The sequence below is a fragment of the Leucobacter sp. genome (assembly GCF_053528595.1).
The window spans coordinates 1-16,756 of sequence record NZ_JAIVPF010000014.1 but is presented as its reverse complement, the minus strand read 5'-3'; the positions used below and the strand labels follow the sequence as shown (position 1 = coordinate 16,756).

The window sequence follows — 16,756 nt, the reverse complement described above, 5'->3', positions numbered from 1 at the left end:
CACCGACGGCGAGCTCTTCTCCGAGCGCTCAGTCCTTGACCGCGCGCTCCCCGATGCGCAGATCGAGCGGGAAATCGACCGGGGCGTCGCCGAAGAGCAGCCGCCCGGCGGCCTCGGCGGCCTCGCGGATCGCGGCCGCCGCATCCTCGGCCTGCTCCGCGGGCGCGTGGACGATCACTTCGTCGTGCAGGAAGAACACGAGGTGCGCGCGGTGCTCGAACACGGGGCCCGAGGCCCGCGCCGGCGCCGTGCCCGCGACGGGCTCGAAGCCGGCGAGGCGCTGCCGGAGTTCGGCGAGCCAGGCCAGCGCCCACTCCGCGGCGGTGCCCTGCACGACGAAGTTGCGGGTGAAGCGCCCGAAGTCCCGCGCCGCGCGACGGGCGCGGTCCTCGTCGCGCGAGGTCGCGCCGGGCAGACTCGCGCGCGACTGCAGCTCCCGCCACTCGGGGCCCGGAGGAGGCGAGGACCGTCCCAGCCAGGTGGAGACGACGCCGCCCTGCTCACCCACCACGGCGGCCTGATCCACCAGGCGCATCGCGCGGGGGAAGCCGCGCCGCAGCCGCGGTACGAGACGGCCGCTGTCGCCCGCCGTCCCGCCGTACATGGCCCCGAGCACCGCGATCTTCGCCTCCTGGCGGCTCGCGACGATGCCGCTCTCGACGATGCCCGAGTAGAGATCCGTGCCGCGGCCGGCGGCGGCCATGGCCCGGTCCCCCGCCATCGCCGCGAGCACCCGGGGCTCGAGCTGGGCGACGTCGGCCGAGACCAGCCGCCAGCCGGGGTCGGCGCGCAGGGCGGGCCGCAGCGCCCGCGGCAGCTGCAGCGCCCCGCCGCCGCTCGACGCCCACCGGCCCGTGACGACCCCGCCCGGCACGTACACGGGCCGGTAGCGCCCGTCCCGCACCCACTCGTCGATCCACGTCCAGCCGTTCGCCGTGAGCAGTCGGGAGAGCTTCTTGTAGCGCAGCAGCGGCGCCACCGCGGGGTGCTCGTGCTCCGCCAGTTCCCAGCGCGAGGTCGTCTCCACGTCGATGCCTGCGCGGCGCAGCGACCGCAGCAGTTTCGGCGGCGAGTCGAGGCTCGCGCCGGGATCGCCGAGCGCCCCGCGCACCTCGGCCGCCAGTTCGAGCATCCGCTCGGGTTTCGACCCTCGGGCGGGTCGCGGCCCGAGTGACTCCCGCAGCAGGCGATCGTGCTCGGCCGCGTCCCACGGCACGCCCGCCGACGCCATCTCGACCGCCACGAGCGCACCCGCCGATTCCGCCGCGAGCAGCAGCCCCACCCGGCCGGGGTCGTCGCTCGATGCGGCCGCGGCGCGCTGCCGGTCGAAGTCGGCGAGCGCGGCCTCGATGTCGTGCGGCACCGAGCGCACCGCGGCCTCGGGCGCCTCGATCACGAAGAGCGCGGATTCGACCGGCACGGGCTCGGCGCCTCCCGGCCCGGCATCCCACTGGTCTGCCGAGGGGAGCCCGGCGCGATCGCGGACGCGCGCCGAGTGCTTCAGGATCGCGTGGCAGAGCCGGAGATCGTGCACCCGGCCGACACGGACCCCGGCATCGAGCAGGCTCGGATACCAGGACGGGGTATCGCTCCAGACCCAGCGGGGCGGGGCGGTCGACTCCCGCCGCTCGACGAACTCCGGCAGATCCTCGTCACCCACGAGGATCGGGTCCGAGCGCTCGCCGGTCTGCCCGACATCCACCGCCGCGATCCCGCCGTCCGCGGCGCGCCCGAGCACGCACCAGCGCGGGTGCCGGTGCGCATCTTCGGCGCTGCGGCGCGGCGCGGCGGAATCCTGGGTCACGACTCCACGGTACCGCCGGCCCCGGACACCGCGCGCCCGCGCGACGGGCCGCGATCGGGCGCCGCTCGCGCACCCGCCGCGATACCGGCCGGAGAACGGCGCGGTCGGCCGGGCGCTTCCGCCCCGGGGCAGCCGGGACTAGCGTCCGCGCAGCAGCCGGCGCCCGAGCGACACCGCCGCCACCGCCACGGCGCCCCAGGCCAGACCGAACACGGCCGAGAGCGCGCTGTCGATCAGCCAGGTCACGAAGCCCGGTGCGTGCACCGCGTGCGTCACGGCGTGCACGAGATCGTGCGGCAGGTGCCAGCCGACCTCGTGCAGGTTCGCGATCAGCAGGTGACCGCCCACCCAGAGCATCGCGACCACGCCGATCACGCTGATCACCCGGAACACCGCGGGCATCGCCCGCACGAGCCACAGACCGAATCCGCGGACGAAGCGCGGGCCGCCCCGGCGCATCAGCCACAGGCCGGCGTCGTCCATCTTCACGAGCAGCGCCACCGCTCCGTAGACGGCGACGGTCATCGAGAGCCCCACGGCGATGAGGATCATCAGCCGCATCGGCCAGCTGTCGGCGTCGATGTTCGCGAGCGAGATGAGCATGATCTCGGCCGAGAGCACCAGGTCCGTGCGCACCGCGCTGCCGACGATCTGCTTCTCGTCGGCGGCGGGCCGCTCGAGCACCTCCTCCACGGTGTGCTCGTGGGCCCTGCCGCGAGCGCTCTCGATCCAGTGCCACACCTTCTCGGTGCCCTCGAACGCGAGATAGGTGCCGCCGATCAGCAGCATCCACGGGAACACCCACGGCGCCCACACGCTGAGCAGCATGATCGCCGTGATGATGATCGCCTTGTTGATGAGCGAGCCGCGTGCGATGCGCCAGATCACCGGCAGCTCGCGCTTGGGGTTGATGCCGCGCACGTACTGCGGCGTCACCGCGGCGTCGTCGATCACCACGCCGGCCGCCTTCGCCGACGCCTTCGCGGCGCCGGCCGCGACGTCGTCGATCGAGGCCGCCGCGGCCTTGGCCAGCACGGCGATGTCGTCGAAGAGTGCGAAGAAGCTCGAGCTCATGCGCGCGCCCCCGATCCGGCCGGCTCCGTCGCCGTCAGCCGGTTCGCCCAGAACTCGCGCAACTGCTCGCTCTTGCGGAACACGATCGTGTCCCACTCCTCGTCGGTGGTCGAGCTGTCGGCGAAGTCGGAGGGGATCTTGAAGAGCTGCAGGGGCACCTCGAAGCGCTCGCAGACGCTGGCGTAGGCGTACGCCTCCATGTCGACGAGCGATGCCCCGAGACCGGCGATGTGCGCGCGCTGGGCGTCATCCTGCACGAACACGTCGCCGGTGGCCAGCACCGCGGTCGACTCCGGGGGCAGGATCGCCTCGCCCGCCGGGCGCAGCTCGGGCGACGGCAGCGAGAAGTCGTGCTGCACCACCCCAGTGATCTGGTACACCTCGTCGAGGTGCGGGCGATCCGGCCCGTCGCTCACCACCCCGGCGGTGCCGAGCACCACCACCCGCCCGAAGCCCCCGGCGGCGAGCGCGCTCGCCAGCGACACGGCCGCGTTGACCTTGCCCACGCCCGTCACCAGGTGCGGCACATCGGCGAAGGCCGAGGCCTCGTCTCGGTGCGCGAACACGAGCAGCGTACGGGACTCTGACATCGGCTTCTCCCTGCGGCGCTCCCGCGCCCGTCGTTCCGGATCCGGATCAGCTCGATCCTGATCCGGCTCAACACTAGCGCTTTTCGAAGGTCTGTTCTATACTGTAAAGCTGAGCTTGCGAACAGCACGCGTTTCCGCCCGATGGCATCGGACAGATGCAGGGCGTTGAAGATCAACTCCGCGAAACCCCGTGAAGCTCAGTTGCACGGCCACAGCCTCTTCCACAGGCGCTCCTTGGCGTACGCCGTGCATGTCATCATTCGCGCACCACGGAGGTGCGCGCCGGAAAGGACCCATCATGGAGAACAACATCACCGCGCTGCACGAGCAGCGCCGGGTGCGCCCGCTGCGCACCCCCTACCACTCGCTCGGAGACGGTCGCGAGATGATCGTGCCCGACTGGGCGCAGCACCGTTCGGTGTACCGCACCTCGGGGCGCACCCTGTACCTCGTCGAGACCGAGAGCCTCGACGAGGCCCGCGGCGACCTGGAGCGGCTCGGCCGGGCCGGCTGGGACGTGCGCGTGGCCGAGGATCCGGCAGCTCCCGGATCCCGCGCCCGCATCGCGCTCTCGCGCCGCGACCTGGCGAAGGCCGCGTAGCTACGAGCCCGCGGGCGCGGCCCGCAGGCGCCGAGCCCTCGAAGCCCCCATCTCCGCTCGAACCCGATCCAGTGTTCGCAGATCGCCGTTATTCGTGCTTCGAATGGACGATCTGCGAACACTGGATCGGGTTGCGGAGGTGCGTGGAACGGAGGCGGAGGGGCCGACGGAGGCGGAGGGCGGGCCGCGACGGCCCGACCCGGCCACGGTCACCGCGCACGGCGCCGCGTCATCGGGCGTCGCACTCGGGGCGCCCCGGTCCCCGCTCGCTACACTGACCGCATGAGCGATGTCGAACTTGCCGAGGTTGAGAGCTTCTCCCTGGATCACACGAAGGTGCTGGCGCCGTACGTGCGTCTGATCGGCGTGGAGCACGGCCCGAAGGGCGATGCGATCTCCAACTTCGACATCCGCCTGGTGCAGCCGAACGCGGGCGAGATCCCCACCGCCGGCCTGCACACCATCGAGCATACGCTCGCCGCGCTGCTGCGCACGCGCTTCGACGGCCTCATCGACATCTCGCCCTTCGGCTGCCGCACGGGCTTCCACCTGATCGCGTGGGGCGAGCCCTCGACCGAGACCGTCGCGGGCGCGATCAAGAGCTCGCTCGAGGATCTCGTGGAGCGCGTCGCCTGGGAGGACGTGCCCGGCACCGAGGCCGTGAGCTGCGGCAACTACCGCGATCACAGCCTGCACTCCGCGAAGGAGTGGGCCCGGCAGGTGCTGGATCAGGGCATCAGCCTCGACGCCTTCGATCGCTCGCGCATCGCGTAACCCCCTCGAGCCCCGTGTTCGTCGAGTTCACCGCGGTGCCGTACCGCTGGGAGGCACGCGCCGAGGAGTGGGTGTTCGTCGACCTCCCCGAACCGCTCTCGGCCGACATCGCCGAGATCCCCCGCCCGCGGCGCGGCTTCGGCGGCGTGCGCGTCGAGGTGCGGATCGGCGCGACGCTCTGGCGCACCTCGATCTTCCCGCAGGGCGATCCGGTCGTCTACGTGCTCCCCCTCAAACGCAGCGTGCGGGAGGCCGAGGGCGTCGAGCTCGGTCGCGAGGTCGCGATCCTGCTCGACGTGCTCGACCTCTGAGGCGCGGCGGACGCGCCTACTCCGCGACCAGCACGTCGAGCGCGGCGGCGAGCGCCCCGTCGACGGCGCGGGTCACGACCTCGCGGTACGGGTCGTAGCCGTCCATCGACTCGTCCTTCGCGGCGAGCGGGTTGCCGTCGATCGCGAAGACCGCTCCGGTCTCGATGCCGTGCAGAGCGGCGATCACGAAGAGCGCCGCGGCCTCCATCTCGACCGCGACCACGCCGGCCCGCTGCCACATGGGCAGGTCGACCCCGGTGATCACGTCGCTCGGGTAGAACATGTCGCCGGTGACGACGATGCCGGTGTGCACATCGAGGCCGGTCTCCGCGGCCGCAGCGCGCAGCGCGAGGGTCAGCGACGGGGTCGCGATGGCGGGGAACTGCGTCGGCACGAGCTGATGGCTCACGCCGTCCTCGCGCACGGCGCCGGTGGCGACGACGATCGCGCCGTCGACCACGTCCGGCTGCATGCCGCCGGCGGTGCCGGAGCGGATGATGCGGGTGACGCCGCCGCGGGCGAGCTCCTCGAAGCAGACCGCGGCGCCCGCGGCGCCGACGCCGTGCGAGGCGACGGTGATCGGCACACCGCGGTGGCTGCCCGCGTAGACGTGGTACTCGCGGTTCGCGGCGAGTTGCCGCACGTCGTCCAGCAGCTCGGCGACGCGGGCGGCGCGGGCCGGGTCGCCGACCACGAGCGCTCGGTCGGCGAGGTCGGCCACGCGGGTGCGCAGCAGCGGAAGCTCGGCATCGGCGGGGAGTCGGACGGGTGCCATGGTGAGGGGCCTCTCTCGGTCGGTCGTTCGGCGCGGAAGTCGCGGGCTCTCGGATCGAGTCGAAGATCTCGGATCGCGGATCGCGGACCTCTCGGATTGCAGGTCGCGAAGCCATCGTAGCCGCAGGGCCGGCTGCGCCGAGTGCCGGCGCCGAGTGCCGGATCCTGCGACTGCGCGCAGGATGACCGACCCGCGTCGCCCGAGAACGCATCGGCGGCTCCGGAGCCCCCTCTCCGCAGGAGCCGGAGGTCCTCCTGTTCAGAGGTCCCGGCCGGGAGCCGGAACGCCCTCTTCCCGTCCCCGCGGAAGTCGCGAAACGGCCGCACAAGCACTCGGCCGGCCGCGTCGCTGCCCCGGGCGGCGCTCAGCCCCGGCCCACTCAGCCCACGGCCCCGCTCAGCCCGCGGGAGGCGCTCAGCCCGCGGCGACGCTCAGCCGCGCACGGGCCTCGGCCGCACGCGCGCGGATCGCGGCGGCATCGAGCGTCAGATGCACCCCGTCGGCGTAGACGTGGCGACCGCCGATGAACACGTGGCGCACGTCGGCGCCGGTGGTGGCGAAGCCGAGGTGAGAGGTGAGCGCGGCGGCCCCGCCCGCGAGGTCGAGGGGCGTCGCCGCGGATCCGCGCACGTCGAGTGCGATCACGTCGGCCAGGCGCCCCTCCGCGAGCGCCCCCGTCTCGGGGAACCCGATCGCCTCCGCGCCGCGCCGCGTCGCGATGTCGAGCACGTCGGAGGCGCGCACGATCGCGGCGTCCTGCCGCGCACCGCGGTGCAGGATCGTGGCGGTCTTGATCTCCTCGAACAGGTCGAGCGTGTTGTTGCTCGCGACGGAGTCGGTGCCGAGCGAGATGCGCAGCCCGACCGCCTGCCAGTCGGGCAGCGGCGCGATCCCGCACCCGAGTTTGAGATTGGAGACCGGGTTGTGGCTCACCGCGGCCCCGGCGCGGGCGAAGAACTCGATCTCGGCCGGGGTGAGGTGCACGCAGTGCGCCGCGAGCACCTCGGCGTCGAACAGCCCCAGGGACGCGAGGTGGTCGCCCGGCGTGGCGCCGTAGCGCTCCAGGATCTGCTCGACCTCCGCCGCCGACTCCGAGATGTGCGTGTGGATCGGGATCCCGCGTTCGATCGCCCGTGCCGCGATGTCGCGCAGGAACTCCGGCGGGCAGGTGTAGGGCGCGTGCGGGCCGAACGCGACGCGGATCTGCGGGTCGCCCGCGTACCGCTCGGCGAGCGCCTCCGTCTGCGCGGTGGCCTCCGCGCCGTTCCACGGCGAGACCCCCGGGAAGCCGACGGCCTCGGGCGCGAACGATGCGAGCGCGACCATCGCCCGCATCCCTGCCGCGCGCACGAGCTCGATGAGCGACTCGTCCCAGTGGTACATATCGGCGAACGCGACCGTGCCGGTCTCGATCATCTCGACCATGGCGAGCTGCAGCCCCGTCGCCACGTCCTCGTGGGTGAGGTGCTGCTCGAGCGCCTGCACGGCGGCCAGCCACGGCATGAAACCCTCGTCGTCGGAGACCCCGCGCAGCAGGGTCATCGCGGAGTGGGTGTGCCCGTTGACGAGACCCGGCATGAGCACGTGCCCGGAGAGGTCGTGGACGCGGTCGGCCCGATCCCCGCGATCGGGGCGGGCGGATCCGGCGTGGGTGATGCGGCCCGTCTCGTCGAAGGCGAGCTCAGCCCCGGCGATCGCGCCGTCGGGCGTCAGCATCGCGTCGGCCCGCAGAATGGTCTCGCTCATCGCGCCTCCCTTTCGTCCACGCCCACTGTATCGGCTGCCCCGGCCGCGCACGGATCGATCGGCCGAGGCGCTGCAGGAGGAACGGATCCTGCGACTTCGCGCAGGAGGACCGCGAGGAGCACCGGCGAAGCCGCGCGCAGGACGGCCGGACGGCTCCGTGCCCGGAAGGCCACGCGGGGGACGGCTCCGCCGCGCGGTGGACGATGAGGAGGCCGCCCGCGGGGCCGCGCGGCGGGAACGCTGCCCCGCTACCAGCCGGGGGTCGCGAGCATGCCGCCGTCGACGGCCAGATCCTGCCCCGTGACGAACGAGGCGGCGGGCGACGCGAGCAGCACGCAGGCGTTGCCGATGTCCTCCGCGGTCGCGAGCCGGCCGAGCGGCGCGTGCGCGATCCAGCTCTCCACGCCCTCGGGCCACGCCTCGGCGAGCCCCGGGCGATCCACGAGACCGGGGGAGACGGTGTTGACGCGGATCCCCCGCGGTCCGAGTTCGAGCGCGGCGGCCCGGGCGTGCATCACGAGCCCGGCCTTCGCGACGGCGTAGTGCGCGTGCGCGGGCGCCGGGCGGCTGGCCTCGATCGAGGCGATGTGCGTGATCCAGCGGGTCTCACCGGAACCGGAGCTTCCCCCGCCGGCCGCCGGATCCCGATCGGGGGCTCCCGTCATCGCCGCTGCGGCCTCCCGCGACAGCTCGAACACGGCGCCGAGATTAGTGCCCAGCACCTCGTCCCACTCCGCCCGCGAGGTCTCCGCGAGCGGTGCGAGGGGCTGGATCCCCGCGTTGTTCACCAGCCCGTCGAGACCGCCGAGCGCGCGCGCCGCCTCGTCCACCAGCAGGGCGGCGGAACCGGGCACCGACAGATCCGCCCGCACCGCCACGGCCTCGCCGCCGTGCTGCCGCACCTCCTCGACCAGCGCGAAGACGGCATCGGTCGAGGCGGCCGTCGCACCGCGGTAGTGCACCGCCACCCGCGCGCCGGCCGCCGCGAAGCGCCGCGCGATCCCGCCGCCGATGCCTCCCGATGCACCCGTCACCAGCACGCGCTGACCGTTCAGATCGGGCAGATCCGCGCTCCGCCGCACCATCTCAGCCTCCCATCCGCCGCTGCCGCGTGGAGTAGTCGCGCAGGGCGCGCAGGAAGTCGACCTCGCGCAGATCGGGGTAGAGCGCCTCGACGAAGTAGAACTCCGAGTGCGCCGACTGCCAGATCATGAAGTCCGAGAGGCGCTGCTCCCCCGAGGTGCGGATCACGAGATCGGGATCCGCCTGGCCGCGCGTCCACAGGTGCTCCCCGATGATCTCGGGGGTGAGACGGTCGGCGAGCGTGTCGATCGAGCCGCCCGCGGCCTGGTGCTCCTCGATGACGCTGCGCATCGCCGCGGTGATCTCGCTGCGGCCTCCGTAGCCCACGGCGAGGTTGATGTGCAGGCCGTCGCGCTCCGCCGTGCCGGTCTCGGCGGCGGCGAGCGCCGACGCGAGATCCTCGGAGAGCCCCTCGCACGACCCGACGTGCTTCACCCGCCAGCGCGGGTTCTCCGCGAGCTGCGCCGCGAGCTCGCCGATGATGCCGAAGAGGTCCTCGAGCTCCTGGCGATCCCGCGCCCGCAGGTTGTCGGCGGAGAGCAGGTAGAGCGTCACGGTGCCGACACCGGCCTCCTCGCACCACGCGAGGAACTCCGGCACCTTCTGCGCGCCGGCGCGGTGCCCGAAGGCCGCCCGCTCCTGCAGGCGCTGCTTGGCCCAGCGCCGGTTGCCGTCGACGATCACGGCGATGTGGTTCGGCACGCTCCCCGGCTCGATCTCCCGGCGCAGGCGCCGCTGGTAGAGCCGGTACAGCAGACCGGTTCGCGGCGTCGTGGCTGGGGCGTTCACCCTCAGAGTGTATCGCCCGCGTACGTGAGAGCACCCCGGATCCGGCCGCGCGGACGGCTGGGGATCCTCCACATATATGCCCCTGCCGATCTGTGCGGAACATACACTCGAGACATGACCCCGCACGGCACCCCCGAGCCCGAACACGCCGAACGGCCGTTCCCCGAGCCGGACCGCCTGTCGCTGCCGCTGCTCGCCGACGCACTCGACCACCCGGCGGATCAGCCCCGCCCGCCCGCGGAGACCGCCGAGGCCGGAGCCCCCGCCGCTCCGGGCGCGCCCGAGCCGAAGCCGCGCTGGCGCGGCTGGATCCACGCCGGCACCTTCCCCGCGGCCATCGCGGCCGGCATCGTGCTCATCTCGCTCGCGCACGGCCCGGTGGCCAAGTGGGCCTCGGCCGTCTTCATGCTCTCGAGCATGCTGCTCTTCGGCGTCTCGGCGCTCTATCACCGCTTCAACTGGAAGCCTCGCACCAAGCAGCTCTTCCGCCGCCTCGACCACGCGAACATCTTCCTGCTCATCGCGGGCACCTACACCCCGATCGCGCTGCTCGCCCTGCCGCTCGACAAAGGTGTGCTGCTGCTGGTGCTCGTGTGGGCGGGCGCGCTGCTCGGGATCGGCTTCCGCGTGTTCTGGATCGGGGCGCCGCGCTGGCTGTACGTGCCGCTGTACGTGCTGCTGGGCTGGGCCGCGGTGATGTACCTCGTCGACATCTACCACGCGAACGCCGCGGCGATGGTGCTCGTGATCGTGGGCGGGCTGATGTACACGGTCGGCTCGGTGGTGTACGGGATCAAGCGGCCGAACCCGGTGCCCGGAGTCTTCGGCTTCCACGAGATCTTCCACGCGCTGACGGTGCTCGCGTTCCTCTGCCACTGGACCGCGGCGCTGCTCGTGGCGCTGGATCCGGTCTACCTGCGGTAGCCGGCGAGCGCCCGCGCGCGGGCCCCGCACGCGCCCGCCGAAGCCGGGCCGATCTTCCGGGAGCGCCCGCTCGGCCTCGAACCATGGGCTCGGCCTCGTCGACGAGAACGGCATCTTCGCGCGTCAGTAGTTGTCAGCAAAACCGCCGTTTTACAGCAACTACTGACGCGCGAAGAGAGCGCGCGTGAGCACGGGGCGCGCGGGGGTGCGGGAGCGCGGGAGCCGGGGCACGGGAGCCGGGGCACGGGAGCGAAGGAGCAGGGCGCGCGGGCAGGCCGGGGCGACCGGCACCGCGGTACGGGCGCCGCGGCACGGGCACCGCGGCACGGGCGCCGACGGGCTCCGGATCAGCCGGCGGCGAGCGCCTCGAGCACGGCCGCGCCGTAGCGCTCGAGCTTCACCTGGCCGATGCCCGAGATCGCGAGCATCTCCTCGTCGCTCGAGGGGCGATGCACCGCGAGCGCCGCGAGTGTCGCATCGCCGAACACCACGTAGCCCGGCACCCCCTGCTTGCGGGCCTCGCCCGCGCGCCACTCGCGCAACCGCTCGAAGACCTCGGCCTGCTCGGGCGACAGATCGGCCGCGGCGGCCGACCGCTTCGCGCCGCCGGTCGCGCCGCCCGCGCGACCGCCGCGACCGGCGGCCCGCGCCACGACCTCCTCGCGCATGCGCACCTGCTCCTCGCCGCGCAGCACCGGCTTCGCCGCCTCGGTGGGCGCGAGCACGCCCCACTCGCCGCGCGCCTCGACCAGCCCCACCGCGAGCAGGTGCCGCACGAGGCCGCGCCACTGGGCGACCGACCACTCCTTGCCGATGCCCCACGTCGAGAGCTCGTCGAGCCGCATCTGCGTGACGCGCTCCGACCCCACGCCGCGCAGCACGTCGATGTGCTGGCCGGCCGCGTAGGTGCGCCCGCGCTCCTTCTGGGTGCGGATGATGGTCGAGAGCAGCATCTGCGCGGGAGTGGTGGCGTCCCACAGCGTCGGCGGTTCGAGGCAGACGTCGCAGTTGCCGCAGTTCTGCGCCCGCGCGGGTCCGGGTCCCGCGACCTCGCTCGCCGGCTCGCTGCGCGCAGGATGACGGGAAGGAGCGTCGCCGGCGGGCTCGCTGCCCGCCGGACGGGCGACGGCGGACGCGGGATCCTGCCCGAAGTAGCGCAGCAGGAACGCGCGGCGGCACTCCACGCCCTCGCAGAGCGCCAGCATCTGGTTGAGGTGGCGCGTCTGGTTGGCCCGGGTGGCCGCGTCGCCGTCTCCGCTCTCGATCATCTGCCGCTGCTGCACCACGTCCTGCAGCCCGTAGGCGAGCCACGCTTCGGAGGGCAGGCCGTCGCGCCCCGCGCGGCCCGTCTCCTGGTAGTAGCCCTCGATCGACTTGGGCAGGTCGATGTGGGCGACGAAGCGCACATCGGGCTTGTCGATGCCCATGCCGAAGGCGATGGTGGCCACGACGACGACCCCGTCCTCGCGCAGGAAGCGGGTCTGCGCCTCGAGCCGCTCGGAGGCGGGCAGGCCCGCGTGATAGGCGACCGCGTCGATCCCGGCGTCGCGCAGCGCGGCCGCCGTCTGCTCGACCCGCTTGCGGCTCAGGGCGTAGACGATCCCGGCCTCGCCCGCGTGCTCGCCGCGGATGAACGAGATGAGCTGCGAGCGCACGTTCTGCTTCGAGACGATGCGGTAGCGGATGTTCGGCCGGTCGAAGCTCGACACGAAGTGCGCCGCGTTCTCGAGGTGCAGCCGCTCCGTGATCTCGCGGTGCGTCTCGGGCGTCGCGGTCGCCGTGAGGGCGATGCGGGGCACGTCGGGCCAGCGCTCGGCGAGCGCACCGAGGCGCAGGTAGTCGGGGCGGAAGTCGTGCCCCCACTGCGACACGCAGTGGGCCTCGTCGATGGCGAACAGCGCGATGCGGCCCTGCTGCAGCAGCTCGACCGTGCCCGGCGCCGACAGCCGCTCGGGGGCCAGGTAGAGCACCTCGAGCTCGCCCGCCCGGTAGGCCCGCTCGACCTCGAGACGGTCCTCGTACGACATCGCCGAGTTGAGCGCGGCCGCGCGCACCCCGGCCAGCCGCAGCGCGGCGACCTGGTCGTGCATCAGCGCGACGAGGGGTGACAGCACCACCCCGGTGCCCTCCCGCACGAGCGCGGGGATCTGGTAGCAGATCGACTTGCCGCCGCCCGTGGGCATCAGCACGACCGCGTCGCCGCCGCCGGCCACGTGATCGATGATGGCGGCCTGCTCGCCCCGGAAGGAGTCGTAGCCGAAGACCTCGGAGAGCACGGCGAGCGGGTCGGTGCCGCGGGCGCTCGACGCCGCGGGAGCCGCGGCAGGGCGCGCGGATCCCGCACCCGGCGCGGCGACGCCGTCGAAGGATGCGCCGCCCGCGGCACCCGCGGCGCCGTCGGGAACGCCCGCGCCCGCGCGGAGGGCTCCCGGCCGGCGATCCGACCAGCCCTCCGGCTGCGGGGCGCCCCAGGCCTCCCCCGGCCACCGCTCCTCGTCGGCCGAGCCGGAGAAGCCGGGATCCTCGAAGTCGTCGCGGTCGCTCACGGCCGCGTCAGACCCGTCGATCGGGGTCCGTCGAGCCATCGGGGCCCGCCGGACCCGCGGCTCCGGTCGAGCCGTCGGGATCCTCGGCGCGGTCGGCGAGCTCCTCGGCGATCTGCTCGCGCACCTCGGCCCGGTAGGCGTTGCGGCGCAGACGCTTCACGAGCAGGAACCCGAGCGCGATGATGCCGGCGGCCAGCAGGGCCGTGAACACGAAGCCCTCCCACCCGGGCGTCACCTGATCGGGATCGAACTCGGTCTCCTCCGCGATCCGCACCGCGATGTTCAGCACGTTCATGCGCGCTCCTCCTCGATTCCCTGAAACAGATCGGCTTCGAACTCGCTCGTCGCCACCCGCGACGCCGCGAGCCGGTAGTCCTCGAACGGCCAGGCCTCGCGCTGCAGCTCGTTCGGCCAGAAGAAGAACGGGCTGTCCGGCGGCACCTGGCTCGCGTGCGCGCGGAGCGCCTCGTCGCGGCGCTCGAAGAAGCGGCCCACCTCGATCTTCGCGGTGCCGCGGTACTCGCGGCGGGTCATCCACTCCCGCATCTCGGCGAACTGCCCGATGAGCGGCGAGGCGGGCTCGTTGTCGAGCAGCCACTGGTACACCGTCGTGACGCGCTCGGCGTTGAAGATCTCCTCGTAGTAGAGCTTCTTGATCGACCACGGCGCGCCGGCATCGGGGTAGGCGGCGGGGTCGCCGGCGCGCTCCCAGGCGATGCGGCTGATCTCGTGGCAGCGGATGTGATCGGGATGCGGGTAGCCGCCCTGCTCGTTGTAGGTGATCATGACGTGCGGCCGGAACTCGCGCACCACGCGCACCAGAGCCTCGGCCGAGACCTCGGCGGGGATGTCGGCGAAGGATCCCGGCGGCACCGGATCGCCCTCGTCGGGCAGGCCGGAATCCTGGTAGCCGAGCCAGCGGTGCTCGAAGCCGATGATCTCGCGAGCGCGCGTCATCTCGTCGCGCCGCAGGCCGGCGAGATCCCGGTGGCTCTTGGGATCGCGGGCCACGAGCGCGTTGAGCACGTCTCCGCGCTCGCCCCCGGTGCAGCTCACGATCAGCACCTCGACGCCCTCTTCGAGGTAGTGCGCGTAGGTGGCGGCGCCCTTGCTGGACTCATCGTCGGGGTGCGCGTGCACCGCGATCAACCTGAGCGTCATGCGAGTCCTCTCACGTGCCTCTCGGGAGCCTCCCGGTAGTCTGGCAACGATCACCCAGTTTACCCAGCCCGGATCGGAGGCTCCCGTGTCGCAGACGGCTGCAGATGCAGGGGCGTCCCGGGAGTCGGCGTGGCAGCAGGGCGGATCCGCGGCGGACGGCTCGGGATCCGGCGCGGGATCCGGCCCCGGGGATGCAGGATCCGGCGCGGGACACGGGGACGGGCAGTCCCTCGAGGATCGCTACGGCTCGGGCCGCAGACGGCGTCTCGACCGGCGGTTCGCGTGGTCGGTGGCAGCGCTGCTCGTGGCGGGCGGCCTGTGCTTCCTGCTGTTCAGCGGCTGGCAGCACACGAATCGGGTGTCGTGGCAGGACATCGGCTACACGAAGCAGGACGAGCTGAACCTCGACGTGAAGTTCGAGGTGAGCGCCCCGCCGAACACCCCCGTCGCGTGCGCCGTCGAGGCGCTCAACAAGGTCAAGGCCACCGTCGGCTGGAAGATCGTGGAGCTGCCGGTGACGGAGCAGCGCACCCACACCGTCACCACCCGCCTGGTGGTCACGAACCCCGCCACCGCGGCCACCGCCCGCGAGTGCTGGGTCGTCGAGTAGGCGCTGGCTCCCCCGCGCCCCTCCTCCCCGCTTCCCGGTCCCGTCGGCCCGTCCTCGCCGGACGCGTGTCCCGCCGTCGCCCCGGCCGGACACGCGGCGTCTTCTCAGTCGGCGTTCTGGGAACACGGTGCTATTCTGGAGACCGCGCCCTGACCTGGTCGGGGCGTTCCGTTTACCCCCGCGCCACGGTGCGTGCGGGCGCGGCTCGCCCAGGCGACCGCGGCCCGCAGGAGCGCCGGATACACACCGCGCACACACGAAACGAGGATCGACCATGGCCGAGCCCACGCAGACCTGGCTGACGCAGGAAGCCTACGACCGCCTCAAGGGCGAGCTGGACGCGCTCTCGGGGCCCGGTCGCAAGGAGATCGCGGCGCGCATCGAGGCCGCCCGCGAGGAGGGCGACCTCAAGGAGAACGGCGGCTACCACGCCGCGAAGGACGAGCAGGGCAAGATGGAGGCGCGGATCCGCGACCTCGAGGAGCTGCTGAAGCACGCCGTCGTCGGCGAGGCCCCGGAGGCGAGCGGCATCGTCGAGGTCGGCACCGTCGTCACCGCCGAGGTCTTCGGCGACGAGGAGCGCTTCCTGCTCGGCAGCCGGGAGCTGGCCGACGGCAGCGACCTCGACGTCTACAGCTCCGAGAGCCCGCTCGGCCTCGCGATCCTCGGTCTGGGCGTCGGCGACGAGACGAGCTACGCGGCGCCCAACGGCAACCAGATCTCGGTGAAGATCCTCGCGGTCGACACCTACGCGGGCTGAGCGGGCCCGCAGCCGCAGCGACGGGGACGGCTCGGACGCGTTCCGGGCCGTCCTCGGTGCGTTGCAGGCCGAGCAGGCCCCTCGACCGCCGGTGAGATGAGCGGGTCCCGTCCGCAGCTCGCCGTGCGGAATCCGCCTTCCGGGGGATGCGGGCCGGAACCCGCCACCCCCATACTCGAGGGATGAGCGAAACCATCTTCACCCCCGGCGCCCGGGTCCTCACCACGCGCGGGAGCGGCACGGTCATCGATGTCCGGGCCACGCCCTCGGGCAAGTTCGTCTTCGGGGTCGAGGATCCCGACGGCGAGGTGGGCTACTTCACCGAACGGGCGCTCCGGCTCGCGCAGGGCTGAGCCCCTCGCGGACGCCGCCGCGCCGGCCCGCCGCTACTCGTACATGCTGATGTTGATCGGTCCCGTGAGGTCCGGCGCCGGGGCGCGGAAACCGCGGGTCTTGACGAGCAGGTAGATCAGCCCGAGCGCGAACCAGATCCCGCCGATCATCATCGACACGCTGTCGAGGCTGAACCAGAGCCACACGTTGATCACCACGCCGATCGCCGGCACCGCGACGAAGCCCAGCCACACGCCCGGCCCGCGGCGCTTGATGAAGCGGAAGAAGACGAAGATCACCGACAGGTTCACGAAGGTGAAGGCGATGAACGCGCCGAAGTTGATCATCGATGCGGCCTGATCCAGGTCGACGAAGAGGGCCGTGAGCGCGACGGCCGCCACGAGCAGCACGTTCCCCACCGGCACGCCGGTGCCGTTCACCCAGCTGAACAGCCGCTTCGGCAGCGCCCCGTCGCGACCCATGGCGTAGAGCAGGCGGGCGGCGCTCATCTGCTGGGTGATGCCGCAGCCCAGCACCGCCATCATGTAGCCGCCCACGAAGATCGCCTGGAACGCGGCCCCGCCGACGTACTTCGCGATCTCGGGCGAGGCCCCCACGATGTCGGCCAGCTGCGTCACGTCGGGGAACAGCACCTGCATCACGTAGGTGACGGTCATGAAGAACGCGCCGGCGACGAGCACGATGATGAAGATCGCGCGGGGGATGTCGCGCGTGGGCTTCTCGGCCTCCTCGGCGAGGGTCGAGACGGCGTCGAAGCCGAGGAACGAGAGCGCCAGGATCGCCGCGCCGGCGGCGATCGAGACCATCTGGACATCGCCCGAGACGAACGGAGCGATCGTGAACTCGGCGCCGTT

General features: G+C 72.8%; 18 protein-coding genes. 7 read left to right on the top strand and 11 right to left on the bottom strand.

What is annotated here, in order from left to right; translation table 11 throughout:
• Positions 1-28 precede the first annotated feature (28 nt).
• The 3 genes from ACWKZU_RS02110 to ACWKZU_RS02100 all read right to left on the bottom strand — a co-directional run bounded on the left by ACWKZU_RS02110 (position 29) and on the right by ACWKZU_RS02100 (position 3,468).
• Complete coding sequence (locus ACWKZU_RS02110) at positions 29-1,804, bottom strand: bifunctional 3'-5' exonuclease/DNA polymerase (RefSeq protein ID WP_449280738.1); 1,776 nt, start codon at positions 1,802-1,804, stop codon at positions 29-31.
• A 138-nt stretch (positions 1,805-1,942) separates the two neighbouring features.
• On the bottom strand, positions 1,943-2,878 hold the full coding sequence (locus ACWKZU_RS02105; protein WP_449280737.1) for a DUF808 domain-containing protein: 936 nt from the start codon (positions 2,876-2,878) through the stop codon (positions 1,943-1,945).
• The gene (locus ACWKZU_RS02100; protein ID WP_449280736.1) at positions 2,875-3,468 is read right to left on the bottom strand and encodes a phosphorylase family protein; all 594 of its coding nucleotides are present in this window, start codon (positions 3,466-3,468) and stop codon (positions 2,875-2,877) included. The genes ACWKZU_RS02105 and ACWKZU_RS02100 overlap by 4 nt, the downstream gene beginning before the upstream one ends.
• 298 nt (positions 3,469-3,766) lie before the next feature.
• On the opposite strand from ACWKZU_RS02100, the gene ACWKZU_RS02095 reads away from it, so the two are divergent.
• The 3 genes from ACWKZU_RS02095 (at position 3,767) to ACWKZU_RS02085 (ending at position 5,154) form a co-directional block, all read left to right on the top strand.
• Complete coding sequence (locus ACWKZU_RS02095; RefSeq protein WP_449280735.1) at positions 3,767-4,069, top strand: hypothetical protein; 303 nt, start codon at positions 3,767-3,769, stop codon at positions 4,067-4,069.
• Positions 4,070-4,351: 282 nt separating this feature from the next.
• Complete coding sequence (locus tag ACWKZU_RS02090) at positions 4,352-4,843, top strand: S-ribosylhomocysteine lyase (RefSeq protein WP_449280734.1); 492 nt, start codon at positions 4,352-4,354, stop codon at positions 4,841-4,843.
• Positions 4,844-4,857: 14 nt separating this feature from the next.
• Positions 4,858-5,154: a DUF1905 domain-containing protein gene (locus ACWKZU_RS02085; RefSeq protein WP_449280733.1), complete on the top strand. Its 297-nt coding sequence runs from the start codon at positions 4,858-4,860 to the stop codon at positions 5,152-5,154.
• 16 nt (positions 5,155-5,170) lie between these two features.
• On the opposite strand, the gene ACWKZU_RS02080 is transcribed toward ACWKZU_RS02085, so the two are convergent.
• The 4 genes from ACWKZU_RS02080 to ACWKZU_RS02065 all read right to left on the bottom strand — a co-directional run bounded on the left by ACWKZU_RS02080 (position 5,171) and on the right by ACWKZU_RS02065 (position 9,547).
• Positions 5,171-5,929 (bottom strand): nucleoside phosphorylase, encoded by a 759-nt coding sequence (locus ACWKZU_RS02080; protein WP_449280732.1) that lies wholly within the window; start codon positions 5,927-5,929, stop codon positions 5,171-5,173.
• A 414-nt stretch (positions 5,930-6,343) separates the two neighbouring features.
• The gene (locus tag ACWKZU_RS02075) at positions 6,344-7,675 is read right to left on the bottom strand and encodes an amidohydrolase (RefSeq protein WP_449280731.1); all 1,332 of its coding nucleotides are present in this window, start codon (positions 7,673-7,675) and stop codon (positions 6,344-6,346) included.
• 248 nt (positions 7,676-7,923) lie between these two features.
• Positions 7,924-8,760 (bottom strand): SDR family NAD(P)-dependent oxidoreductase, encoded by an 837-nt coding sequence (locus ACWKZU_RS02070; protein WP_449280730.1) that lies wholly within the window; start codon positions 8,758-8,760, stop codon positions 7,924-7,926.
• Between the two features lies 1 nt (position 8,761).
• Positions 8,762-9,547 carry an isoprenyl transferase gene (locus ACWKZU_RS02065; RefSeq protein ID WP_449280729.1) on the bottom strand — a complete coding sequence of 262 codons (786 nt, stop codon included), beginning with the start codon at positions 9,545-9,547 and terminating at the stop codon, positions 8,762-8,764.
• A 114-nt stretch (positions 9,548-9,661) separates the two neighbouring features.
• On the opposite strand from ACWKZU_RS02065, the gene trhA reads away from it, so the two are divergent.
• Positions 9,662-10,471: a PAQR family membrane homeostasis protein TrhA gene (gene trhA / locus ACWKZU_RS02060; protein ID WP_449280728.1), complete on the top strand. Its 810-nt coding sequence runs from the start codon at positions 9,662-9,664 to the stop codon at positions 10,469-10,471.
• A gap of 347 nt (positions 10,472-10,818) precedes the next feature.
• Here the strand turns inward: trhA and ACWKZU_RS02055 are convergent, their stop codons facing one another.
• From ACWKZU_RS02055 to mca, 3 genes are read right to left on the bottom strand one after another with little or no spacing between them, the layout of a single operon-like run.
• On the bottom strand, positions 10,819-13,056 hold the full coding sequence (locus tag ACWKZU_RS02055; RefSeq protein WP_449280727.1) for a RecQ family ATP-dependent DNA helicase: 2,238 nt from the start codon (positions 13,054-13,056) through the stop codon (positions 10,819-10,821).
• Entirely contained in the window at positions 13,025-13,312 is a 288-nt protein-coding gene (locus ACWKZU_RS02050; protein WP_449280726.1) for a hypothetical protein, read from the bottom strand. Before ACWKZU_RS02050 ends, ACWKZU_RS02055 begins: the two co-directional genes overlap by 32 nt.
• On the bottom strand, positions 13,309-14,178 hold the full coding sequence (gene mca / locus ACWKZU_RS02045) for a mycothiol conjugate amidase Mca (RefSeq protein WP_449280725.1): 870 nt from the start codon (positions 14,176-14,178) through the stop codon (positions 13,309-13,311). The genes ACWKZU_RS02050 and mca overlap by 4 nt, the downstream gene beginning before the upstream one ends.
• Positions 14,179-14,263: 85 nt before the next feature.
• Here mca and ACWKZU_RS02040 point away from each other — a divergent pair, with 85 nt between their 5' ends.
• The 3 genes from ACWKZU_RS02040 to ACWKZU_RS02030 all read left to right on the top strand — a co-directional run bounded on the left by ACWKZU_RS02040 (position 14,264) and on the right by ACWKZU_RS02030 (position 15,901).
• Positions 14,264-14,788 (top strand): DUF4307 domain-containing protein, encoded by a 525-nt coding sequence (locus tag ACWKZU_RS02040; RefSeq protein ID WP_449280724.1) that lies wholly within the window; start codon positions 14,264-14,266, stop codon positions 14,786-14,788.
• 274 nt (positions 14,789-15,062) lie between these two features.
• Entirely contained in the window at positions 15,063-15,548 is a 486-nt protein-coding gene (gene greA / locus ACWKZU_RS02035) for a transcription elongation factor GreA (RefSeq protein ID WP_449280723.1), read from the top strand.
• A 182-nt stretch (positions 15,549-15,730) separates the two neighbouring features.
• The gene (locus tag ACWKZU_RS02030; RefSeq protein ID WP_449280722.1) at positions 15,731-15,901 is read left to right on the top strand and encodes a hypothetical protein; all 171 of its coding nucleotides are present in this window, start codon (positions 15,731-15,733) and stop codon (positions 15,899-15,901) included.
• A 33-nt stretch (positions 15,902-15,934) separates the two neighbouring features.
• On the opposite strand, the gene ACWKZU_RS02025 is transcribed toward ACWKZU_RS02030, so the two are convergent.
• Positions 15,935-16,756, bottom strand: an 822-nt coding sequence (locus tag ACWKZU_RS02025) for an APC family permease (protein ID WP_449280721.1), incomplete at its 5' end; no start/stop codon positions are given.